This window comes from Pedobacter puniceum (assembly GCF_009674685.1).
Classification (GTDB): domain Bacteria; phylum Bacteroidota; class Bacteroidia; order Sphingobacteriales; family Sphingobacteriaceae; genus Pseudopedobacter; species Pseudopedobacter puniceum.
This window is the reverse complement of sequence record NZ_WKJI01000002.1, coordinates 933267-945371: the sequence shown is the minus strand read 5'-3', so window position 1 is coordinate 945371 and position 12105 is coordinate 933267. Positions and strand designations below refer to the sequence as shown.

General features: G+C 32.3%; 6 protein-coding genes. All 6 read left to right on the top strand.

Going from position 1 to position 12105, the window contains the following annotated elements:
* The 6 genes from GJJ64_RS10755 (at position 1) to GJJ64_RS10730 (ending at position 11980) form a co-directional block, all read left to right on the top strand.
* Entirely contained in the window at positions 1-1509 is a 1509-nt protein-coding gene (locus tag GJJ64_RS10755) for a RagB/SusD family nutrient uptake outer membrane protein (RefSeq protein WP_154287775.1), read from the top strand.
* Positions 1510-1560: 51 nt separating this feature from the next.
* Positions 1561-3042: a CBM96 family carbohydrate-binding protein gene (locus GJJ64_RS10750; RefSeq protein WP_195759277.1), complete on the top strand. Its 1482-nt coding sequence runs from the start codon at positions 1561-1563 to the stop codon at positions 3040-3042.
* 335 nt (positions 3043-3377) lie between these two features.
* On the top strand, positions 3378-7535 hold the full coding sequence (locus GJJ64_RS10745) for a hybrid sensor histidine kinase/response regulator transcription factor (RefSeq protein WP_154287773.1): 4158 nt from the start codon (positions 3378-3380) through the stop codon (positions 7533-7535).
* Positions 7536-7672: 137 nt separating this feature from the next.
* Positions 7673-8968: a T9SS type A sorting domain-containing protein gene (locus GJJ64_RS10740; RefSeq protein ID WP_154287772.1), complete on the top strand. Its 1296-nt coding sequence runs from the start codon at positions 7673-7675 to the stop codon at positions 8966-8968.
* 111 nt (positions 8969-9079) lie between these two features.
* Positions 9080-10372, top strand: a complete 1293-nt coding sequence (locus GJJ64_RS10735) for a hypothetical protein (RefSeq protein ID WP_154287771.1) — start codon at positions 9080-9082, stop codon at positions 10370-10372.
* 45 nt (positions 10373-10417) lie between these two features.
* Positions 10418-11980, top strand: a complete 1563-nt coding sequence (locus tag GJJ64_RS10730) for a sulfatase family protein (protein WP_154287770.1) — start codon at positions 10418-10420, stop codon at positions 11978-11980.
* The last annotated feature ends 125 nt before the right edge of the window (positions 11981-12105 follow it).

Sequence of the window (12105 nt, the reverse complement as noted above, 5' to 3'; positions counted from 1 at the left end):
ATGAAAAATATCATAAAACTTTTAACCGGATTAGGCTGTCTTTTAGCAGTTGTTAGTTCATGTAAATCTGCTTTAGACCGTGATCCTTTAACAGAATATGCTTACGATAATTATTGGAATGAGCCTTCGCAAGCTAGTGCAGCCTTAAGTGGGGCTTATTTTAGGCTACAATCTACCTTAAATACTGAATTTGTATTATATGGAGAAGCCAGAGCAGACATTCTTGCTGTACCCAGAGAAGATAATGTTACCAACATAGCTCTTTTAGGCAATAGGTTAAGTCCTGATTTAGGAATAACTGATTGGTCTAACTTTTACAGAGTGATTGGCCAAGCCAACTTGATTATCAAGAATGTAAAAGAAATGAGGGAAAGAGGGGTTTACGTTAACCAAACGGCTGAGTATAATAGGGTTTTGGGGCAGGCTTTAGGTTTAAGAGCATACTGCTATTTGCTCATGACTAAAGTTTGGGGTAATGTGCCTTTAATTACAGAGCCCATCCTAAATAATGGAGACATTAACTCTTTTAAAACACCAAGAACAGATTCTTTAAAAGTTTATAACCAAGTTGCTACAGATTTATTACAGGCAAGAGATTTATTACCAGCATCTTATACTGATGCTAAAAGAACCAGAGCTACGTTAACCAAAGGAGGAATAGACGCAATTCTTACCGACTATTACATGTGGCGCAATAACGTTGATAGCGCATTAATTTTCTCTAAAAATATTCTAGATAATACTGCACAATACAGATTAGCAGCATTGTATGACCCTAACATAGATTATTTAAGTAGACCACAAGTAGACATAGACAATACAGAATACGCTAAAATGTTTATTGATGGTTTTAGTCCAGAATCTATTTTTGAGATTGAATACAGCTTTGAAGAGGGTACTACTTCGGGTTTATTGGCTTTATTTGCTGGTGGTTCTGGTGTAGCTCAATTTGTAGCTAATGCTAATTTTGCTTCCAAATTTTCATCAACAGATTTAAGAACGTTAACCAATTTTAGGTCTAGTGTTCAAATATTTAAACAATTTCCTAAAGGAACTTTTGATAGAACTACTCAAAACGATAAAAACGTAATTCTTTACCGATTAGCCGATATTATTTTATTAAGAGCCGAAGCTTTTGTTACCAAAGGAGATAGAAATGCTGCTTGGAATTTACTTAAGAGGATCAGAGAAAGAACATTTGGACCAGTAGCAACAGCAACTAATCCAAATCAATACAATAATGCGGTTACAGGGCCAACCGGAAGTGATGAAATGGCCAGATTTATGGCGCTTTCTAGAAGTGCAGCAATTGATGTGATTTTGGAAGAAAGACAAAAAGAGTTATGTTTTGAAGGTAAAAGATGGTTTGATTTGGTAAGAACGCGTAGAGCTATATCAGTAATGGGACCTATAAATGGATTAACTAATCCGGAAAATATCTTATTTCCGATTAACTTAAATATAATCAGATTAAATCCATCAATAGAACAAAATAATTTTTACAAATAAAATCAAGAAATGATGAAGAAAATAACTTATCTAAAGATTTTAATCTGTACAATGATACTTAGTATAAGTATCACTTCTTGTGAAAAATTTTCACTCCTCAAAAATGAGGATGTAGAGCATATTTCGGCTGGTATAAATCTTAAAACTAAAACTATATGGGAATTTGTATCAGAAAACAACTTTCATGAAAATGATCCTACAAAGATTGGTTTATTTGGTAAAGCTGTACAGCATGCAGGTTTAAAAGATTTACTAAATGATTCTAAACAAAACTTAACGGTAATTATTCCTAATGATGATGTTCTGTTAAACTTTATTATAGGTTTAGGTTATACTGAAGTAGAAGATGTACCTCCAATTATTTTAAAAAATATATTACTTAATAATATTATTGAGGGGCGTGTAAGATCTTTTGATTTAGAAGCAGGCGTGGATAAATCTTACCCTAGTTTAAGTAATGATAGTTTATACCTTACCCGTACTATTGCTGTGGGCAATGAATATGTACTAACCGTAAACGCCTCTCCTAATGCTAGCTCTGTAAGTGCTAGTGTTAGAACTCAAAATCTGGAGTTTATTAATGGAGTAGCTCATGTGGTAAATAGTTTTACTTATTATATTGCTAAAACAAATCCTCAGGACCAAGTGAACCCGGCAAATGTTTCTATCCTAAGTGATACTATTTATGTAACTAAAGACACCTACCTTCAAAATGGGACCGCTAATAGAACATTAAATTATGGAGCAGTATTGGATGTACAAACTAAATTATTTGGTGCAACAGGTAATGCGGCAAGTTTTAGTAAGAGAACCTTAACCCAATATGCCGTTAGAGCACCTCGTTTTAGTGGTAGAATTGGAACTGTAAGGCTTGAAATGTTTTTCAATACTATTCAAAATGCTACCACCATGAATTTCTTTGAAGATCAAAATGTTGATTGGAATGAGAGTACTGTAAGCTGGGTAACTGCACCAACTTTTGGTTCTATTTCCATTGGAAGTATAAACGTAACTCAAGCTATGAGGAATACATGGGCAAATATTGATATTACCTCTTTCTACAACGCCGCTTTAACACAGGGTAAAACTTTTGTCAATATTGGTGGAGCTGTTGTTCAAGATCTAAATACGCATTTTCGCTCTAAAGAATTTAGCGGTGGAGCTTTCAGATCAAGGTTAATTTTAAGCAGCCCACCAGTAAGTATTATTAGTCCAGCGGCAAATAATCCACTTGAAGTTTCAGTCTCAAATCCCGTTAAAGTATTGTCTTTAAATGAGCTTAGATTTCAAGGTACTGCTGATAAAAACATTTCTTATACTTTAACCCAGGCTCCGCAAAATGGGTTCTTAGTTTTAAATGGTATTCCATTACTCGTAAACTCTTCTTTTACTCAAGAGCAGATAGCAAAAGGAGTAGTAAAGTACTTATACAATGGTACTTCACCTAGTACAGATGCTTTAACTTTAGAAGCTAGAGATTTCCAAGGAGGTATATATAATCAACTAATTAACCTCAACATTAATATCAGGTAATTAATCTGATATGTCTTTGCAGCCTTATCTCATATTTTTTGATGGGATAAGGCTTTTTGCTGAAATTAACTTAAGTCATACTAATGGCTACTTACAAATTTTAGGTCTAATATTAACCGTTATACCAAATACACAAATTTCTACTTATATAATTTACACAGATTATATGCCTGCATTCATTTGTAATTGTAAAATAATTCAAACAAAAGAAATTTAAATAAGGCAAACTTTAGCTGAATCCTTTTTTTTTATTAGTTTAGTATAAGCCAACACAAACAGGTAAGATATCATTGCTTTTTTTCTGTCGATTTTTAATTAAACTCTCTGAGAGGATTATGTCTTCCTACAAGAATATTTTTACACAAAAAATATCTAATGGTGCTCTATTGCTGTTTTTTTTACTACTTATGCAGCATAGTGGTTCTGCTCAGGTTAAATACTTTAGTCAGCAATTAGACAATAGTACAGGTTTATCTAATAGCTGCTTAAATGTGATTTATCAAGATTCTGATGAACTTATGTGGTTTGGAACTTGGGATGGCCTAAGTATGTACGACGGATCTTCTTTTCATGTATTTAATTACAGCCAGAGCAATACAACAAAAAGTATTAGAAGCAATGTAATTTATCAGATAAAAGAAGATAAAAACAAGAATATATGGATTGCCACCATGGAGGGTATATCTAAATATGATAAGTTAACCGGAAATTTTGAACATTATTTATATAGTAGAGACTTAAATGATAAAGTTATAAATAAGGGTTTTCTTTTAGCAAAGGATTTAGACGGCACTATTTATGGCATTCAGAAAACTGATTCATTTGTAAATTATTACGATACCAAAACCTCTACTTTTAAAAGATGCGATTTACCTGAATTTAAACAAGGGAAAATATCAAAAATAATAAGTGATCATTCTAATAGATTATGGATTGTTACTAGAGATGGAGGTTTACAAGCTTATCAAAAACGAAACAATAAGTTTTCTAAAATCAAAAATTTAAACCTGCCAAATAACGTGATAGATGTTTATCATGTAAATAAAACTATATTTTACACTACTTCTAATAAAGAGCTATTTAAAGCAAATGAGCAACTTAATTTTAAAGAAGTAGCCATTTTACCACAACCTTTAAGAGCAATTACCTTCTTTAAAAACAACTATATTTTAGCTTGGTCTTCTAAAGGAATAGATGAATATACATCTGATTTTAAACCTTCTAACAAATTAGAAGATGAGTTGCAACCCTTACAAAATGCAAGAATTACTTCTTTATATGTAGGCACTCAAAACATACTTTGGATTGGAACTGATGGAAACGGAGTAGTTAAAGTTTCAGAAAAACAAAATCATTTTGGCTTAGTAAAGCAGTTACCCGGAGGAGGAAAAATCAACACTCCAATTAGAGCTTTTAATGAAGTTGATAAGCAATTATGGATTGGAACCAAGGGTAATGGTATCATCACCATTAGCAATTTGGGTAAACCTAATGCATCCATTAACTCTATTAAAACGTTTTATTCGGTTTCAGGTTTATTAGACAACTGTGTTTATTCTATCCAAAAAGGGAAAGATGATTTTGTTTATATAGGTTCTGATGCACTAGGTGTTACCTTGTATGATTTGCAACAAAAAAAATGGTACACTTGGGATAAAGTTTTAGGGAATAATAACTACTCTTCTTTTAACTCTGTCCATAGTATTTTAATAGATCAAGACAGCTCTGTTTGGTTAGGCTTAGAAACTTATGGTTTAATTCATCTTAAAATTAGAAGGAATAAGACTGGTTTACCCACTATACAATATTTAAGAAAGTATCCATATACGGGTAACAGATTTGGCCCTGGCAATAATGTAATTTATACTTTAGAGAATGGTGGTAACAATCAGCTTTATGTAGGCTGCCGGTATGGTGGATTGAGTATTTTTAATAAAAAAACGAAGACTTTTAGAACTATCAATGCTTTTTCTTATAAAAATAGTCTTTCAAATAATGATGTTCTTTCTCTATATAAGGATAAAACGAATAAGCTGTGGATAGGCACAAGTTATGGTTTAAACTACATTGAAGAAAAAGATTTAAATAAAGAAAAACCTGTCTTTAAAAAAATCACTAAAGAAAATGGCTTGCCAAACAATACCGTCCATACTATTACACAAGATAATGAAGGTTTTATTTGGGCAAGTACCAACAAAGGTTTAGTAAAAATTCATCCTCAATCTTTACAAATAGTAAGGTTTAAAGCATCAGATGGCCTACAGAGTGATGAGTTTAGTGATAATGCTGTCTGGAAAAATAGTGAAGGCTATTTGTTTTTTGGTGGAATTTATGGATTTAATTATTTTCTTCCGAAGAATATAAAAACTAATAATTATCAGCCTAATTTGCTGCTAAGTGAGATTCAGATGGCAGGATTACCACAAGAAGAATCACAGTTTAATATTTTAAGCGCAAAAAGTAATGCCCGTACAAAAGAATATATTTTATCGCCGGGTGATAACTTTTTCGAACTAAGAATAAAAGCGATAGATTACATAGATTCTGAAAAATCTAATTATAGCTATTTTTTAGAAGGGAATGATAAAGTATGGCATTACCTAAGTAAAGACAATAAAATTACTTATAGTAACATCCCGCCGGGTAATTACACTCTAAAAGTAAAATGGTCTAATGAAAGTGGTGTTTGGACAAACGAAGTTGTAGCTTTTAATCTTCAAATAAAGCAATATTTTTGGCTTACTTGGGTAGCTTTTTTAGGCTACTTCATCATTATTGCATCAGGCCTTTATGTATTTTATATATACAGAAGAAATAAGGTGAAAATGCAATATGAATTATCTATGGAGCATATGTTGAGAGAGAAAGACGAAGAGGTTCATCAAGAACAACTTAACTTCTTCACCAATATCGCTCATGAATTGCAAACACCTTTAACGCTGATATTAGGCTCTCTTGAACGCTATTTTCTTAAAGCAAAAACAGATACTAAGCAAGGGCATAATTATTTTCTTTCCATTGTAAATCAGCAGGCCTCTCGTTTAAACTATTTGGTTTATCAGCTTTTAGAGTTTAGAAAAGCTGAAGCAGGACATCTAAAAAACCATTATAGTTTTGTAAATATCAGTACACTTCTAACTAATATTTCTGAGCTTTTTCTACATGTAAATGATCAAAATAAATTTCACTATAGTGCTTATATAGAGCCTAATATAGAAATCTGGATAGATAAGGATAAACTAGAGAAAATTATTTTTAATTTACTTTCAAACGCATTTAAACATACGCATGCTGGTAATACTATTCAGTTTTCTGTAGCTAAAAATTTAGAAAATCAACAATTAGAAATTAAGGTATCAAATTCTGGATATAATTTATCTGAAGAAGAGTTATCAAATTTGTTTGACAGATTTTTTGTTGTAGATGATACTCAACAAAGCAAAATAAGCTCTGGTATTGGTTTAGCATTTACTAGAGAATTGGTTAACCTGTTAAAAGGAAAAATAGCTGTTTCATCAGAAAATAACTGGATTTTCTTCACAGTACAATTACCGCTAAACTATATTCCTGCGGAGGAAGAGAAACTTAAGCACAGTAAAGATAGATTAGATACTCCGTCTTATTTATTAACTTCTATGGCTATTGAACAAAATAGCACTGAAGATAAAATTATATTAGACAATAATAAGCAAGCGGTTTTAAGTAGCGTTGAAAACCAAGAAAAGAAGAGTATTCTAATTATTGAAGACGAGCCTTCAATTAGGTACTTATTAAAAGATGTTTTAAAAGATGTTTACAATGTATATGAGGCCGATAATGGTAAAAAAGCATTAGACATAGTTAGGAAAATAATCCCTAACCTTATCATAAGTGATATTATGATGCCTGACATGAGTGGCTTAGAAGTTTGTAATATCATTAAAAATACTCCAGAAACATGCCACATTCCATTTATTATTTTATCTGCTAGAGGCACTATTGAACAGCAAAATGAAGGTTATGAAGTTGGTGCTGATGCTTACCTCCCTAAACCATTTCATACAGAAAATTTATTGTTAAGGGTGAGGAAATTATTGGAATATCAACAAAGATTGCATGATTTGTTTAATAAAGATCAATCTCCAATAAAAATTCCTGATGTTGGAATGAAACACAATGACAAAGAATTTTTAGAGCAAACTATAGCTCTAATAGAAGAGAAAATGGATGATGAAAGTTTAGATGCTGTTTATCTTGAAAATAAGCTAGGGATGAGCAAGGCTAACTTCTATAAAAAGCTTAAAGCTTTGTCTAATATGACACCAGGAGAATTGATTAAAAGTATTCGTTTGCAAAAAGCAACCGAACTATTAAAAAATTCTGAGCTTACAGTTTTAGAAATATTTTATAAAACAGGCTTCAGCAATCTATCTTACTTTTACCGAGAATTCAAAAAGAAGTATAACTGCTCACCTGCAGAATATAGGGCAAATCATAAGTTACCACTAAATTAAAAGTATAGTTAATAGTTTAGGACTAGTATATAACATTTAAATACTATAGTACAATAACTCATTTTAGGATACACGTAAAATTGTAATCATTAAAAACACTTTTTTTAATGTAAACCGTACCAATTAATCCTAAAAAAATGAAAAAAACTTTACTTATCTCGGCACTTGTATTCTATTTCGGAATCAAAGCAAATGCACAAACAACTTTATTTAGTCAAGATTTTTCTGCTGGAGGTGTTGTAGCAGATTATGTTGATGGTTCGGCATCAGATAAATTTACAGCTATTGTTAGTGGCAACACTACTACCTCTACCCCATCAATAACTAATAATGCATTGAGAGTTGTTAAAACAACAGCAGGGTCCGCTAGTAATAATCCTTTTTATGCTATTCGTACCAGCGGATTTGGAAGCGCCAACATAGACTTAGTTCAGTGTAAATTTAACTATACCGTTTCAAACGCTAGCCTTTTTCAAACTTCACCCAATGTGAATTTTTTAATTGGAAGCACAATAACAGGAGATGCTGTTGTTGGAACAAATTTTCATAGCAGAATAGCAATAACACACTCATCAACTACAGTAAATAGTTGGTTTGTATCAGGTAATGGGGCCACAACACCAGTGGGAACACTTTACAGTGGAACTCAAACCATTACTCTTGTTGCGAACAATTCGGGTGCTTCAAAATCATATATTGCTCCTGATGGTTCAACAGTGGCAACCGTTGGCGACGATAGATTTGATATTTGGGTTGGTAATAATTTGGAGGTAAATGAGGGAACCGCTTCTGCAACTACATCCACTTTATCTAGTTTCAAATTTACCATACCTGGTCAAACTTTAGCTGGAACTTTTGACTTTGATAATATCTCTATAACATCATTACCATTAACTTTACCCATAAGTTTAACATCTTTCACTGGTAAAGCAGTAGATCAAAATGTTTTATTAAACTGGGAAACTGCTTCAGAACAAGACAATGATTACTTTGAAGTATTGCGTTCTGCTGATGGCAAAAAATTTACAGTAATAGCTAAAGTTGACGGTGCTGGCAATAGCACAAGCGTAAAAAACTACAGTTTAGTAGATGAAAACCCATTTGCCGGAACTAATTATTACAAATTAATACAGCATGATTTTGATGGCAAAACATCTGAGTCAGATGTGATTTCAGTAAATTCAAAAATTGCGGCCTCACAGCTTTCTATTTACGCAAATCCGTCAGATGTAAAAATCACGCTTTCCTCAGCAAATAACACCAAAGGCAAACTACAGCTTTTTGATATTTCTGGACGTAAATTATCAGAAACCTTAGTTGAAGTAAATAAAGGCTACAATACGTTTTCTTTACCCGCTACACTTCAAAACGGAATACATGTTTTAAGATACACTACAGAAAGTGAAATCATTAATCAAAAGTTTTTGAAATAAGTATTCTGTGATATGCAAAAAAACCCTGATTATTAACCTAATTCGAACTTAATGAAACGAAATTATCTTTCTACTTTAAGCAAACTTTGTCAAGTTAAAACAAATTCAAAGATGCTTCTTCAAGAAGTTTCACTTGTATTGATTGCTCCTTTCCAAAAAGTTGTAAAACATCGTGTGCAATTACTTACAACAATATTGTTGACCACAACAGTGGTATTATTTTCATGTAAGAAAGTAGCTACAGAGGAAGAAAAAAAATTAGTTCTTAAGGATCTATTTGTTGAGCGTGAGCCTTATAATTTTATACTAGGTACGCATGCTATATCAGGAAGTTATAAATTAACCAACAGTAATGGTTTACTTGAACAGGCACAAAAAGTAAGAGAAATGGGCTCTAATATTCTTAAAATTTCTTTGGGTAAAAACTCACCTGAAACTTATGGAATTAGAGAAGCGGTTGCTAGTAAAACTACCTTAGATCTTTTTGCAAATAATGCTGCTTATAAAATAGCATGTGATTTAGATTTCAAGTACATTTTCTTTTGGGTTCATACTTTAACAAATGTTGATTGGAAGAATAACCTTAGTAGAGCAAATGAGAAAATTTTATATGATGAAATGTACAATTTTGCTACCTATATCCTTAATAGATACAACAATTCAGGAAAAACATTTTTAATTGGAAACTGGGAGGGAGATTGGTTATTAATTCCTAATTATGACCGTAATGCAACGCCTTCTACAGCCGTTTTAAACAACATGGCCAAATGGTTTCAGATAAGACAAAAAGCTATTGATGATGCTAAAGCTGCATCAACCTCTAAAAATGTTTATATGTATCATTACATAGAGGCTAATTTAGTTGAAAAAGGCATGAATGGACAACCCTGCGTTGCACAATCTGTTATACCTCAGGTAAATGTAGATTTAATATCGTATTCTAGTTATGAAGCTATTAAGGATAAAACTTATGCTAGAAAAAAGAGCGACTTAACGGCTATTTTTAATTATTTAGAATCAAAGCTTCAACCTAAATCTTCACTGCCGTTTTCTAGAAGAGTTTTCATAGGAGAATACGGTTATCAAGCAGAATCCTCAAGACCTGCTACTTTCCAACAACAATTTGAAGAAAGTAAAGAAATTATGAAGATATCATTTGAGCTAAACCTACCCTTTGCCTTGCACTGGCAAATGTATAATAATGAGTATGATGATGTTACTAAAGCTTCTAAGCATATGTCATTGATTAATGAACAAGGAGAGAAAACAAGGTTATACTTTTTACATCAGAATTTTTATCAAAAAATGAATACTTACCTTAAGGAAGAAAAGCTCAAGAACAATGCTTATCCAAATTCAGAACAGTTTAGAGCTAAAGCAATTGAAGTATTAGCTACACTTTAATGTTTTAGTAAGTTTTTAATAATAGAAAATTTTCAAATAGGATTTATGAAACACATAAAAATTAAACTGTTTTACATTGCCTTATTAATCGTTCAATTCAAAATTGCGAACGGGCAATCTGCTGCTGTGCAACAAAAGGATGGCTCATTAAAACTAATTAAGAACTCGGGAGTAAAACCAAGAAATATTGTTTTTATTCTGACTGATGATCATCGCTTTGATGCTTTAGGTTTTCTAAAAGCTCAATCATTTATAAAAACTCCTCATCTTGATTTTCTTGCTTCAAATGGTGCTTATTTGCCTAATGCATTTGTTACCACCTCATTATGTTCGCCATCTAGGGCTTCAATTTTAACAGGTATATACGCCCATAAACATAAAGTAGTTGACAATAATAATCCGGTATCTAAAGACTTAGTTTTTTACCCTCAATACTTGCAAAAAGTAGGTTACCAAACTGCAATGATTGGTAAATGGCACATGGGCGGAGAATTTGATAATCCGCAAAGAGGTTTTGATTATTGGGTTTCTTTTAAAGGCCAAGGGTCTTATTTACCTGAAAAAAATGGATTAAATGTAAATGGTAATCGGGTTAAACAAAAAGGATACATTACTACAGAATTAACCGACTATGCTTTAGAATTCTTAGATAAAAGAGATGCTAAAAAGCCTTTTATGCTTTATTTATCACATAAAGGTGTACATGCAGATTTTATTCCAGAGGATAAGTACAAAGGAATGTCCGGCGATTTAGCCTTTAACCCTCCACTTAACATGAATGTTGGTACACATCAAGGTGCACCAATGTGGTTACAAAATCAACGTAATTCATGGCATGGTGTAGAATTCCCATATCATAGCAACTTAAATATTGGAGAATACTATAAAAGATATGCAGAAACACTTTACAGTGTAGATGAATCTGTTGGTAGAATTATAGATTATTTAAAGAAGCAAAATCTGCTAGAGTCTACCCTAATTGTTTACATGGGTGATAATGGCTTCCAGTTTGGAGAACATGGACTTATTGATAAGCGTGTAGCATATGAGGCCTCTATGCGAGTACCCATGCTGGCTCACTGCCCAGAAATTATTAAACCAGGAACTGTAGTAAAACAAGTAGTAGCAAATATTGATGTAGCATCTACTTTCCTAGAGGCAGCTGGTTTAAAAGCTCCTAGTTATATGGATGGAAAAAGCTTTTTACCTTTCTTAAAAGGCGAAGACCAACCATGGAGAAATGGTTTATTGTATGAGTATTACTGGGAGCGCAATTACCCTCAAACACCTACTATTCATGCACTTAGAGGCGAGCGTTATAAATATATACACTATACCGGAATATGGGATACTGATGAATTATATGACTTGGTTGAAGACCCATTAGAAACCAAAAATCTAATTAGAAATCCTAAATATAAATCAGTTGTAAAAGAGATGAATACCGAGCTGTTTAAACAATTAACTGAAACAGGAGGTATGTTTATTCCACTAAATCCTGATAGAGGAGGTCAAAGTATTTTAAGATATGAATTTGGCTCGCCAGCAGCACAATTTCCATCATATCTCATGAGAGAAAAAACAGAAGCTCCGGGAGCACAGCATTAAAATTAAATCTAAGATAAAAGGTCGTTCTGATTTAAAAGAACGACTTTTTAAGACAACATAAGTCATTTTTTGTGATACAAATTTTGACCAATACATAATCTAAAAATTACACCTTATTGATGTTT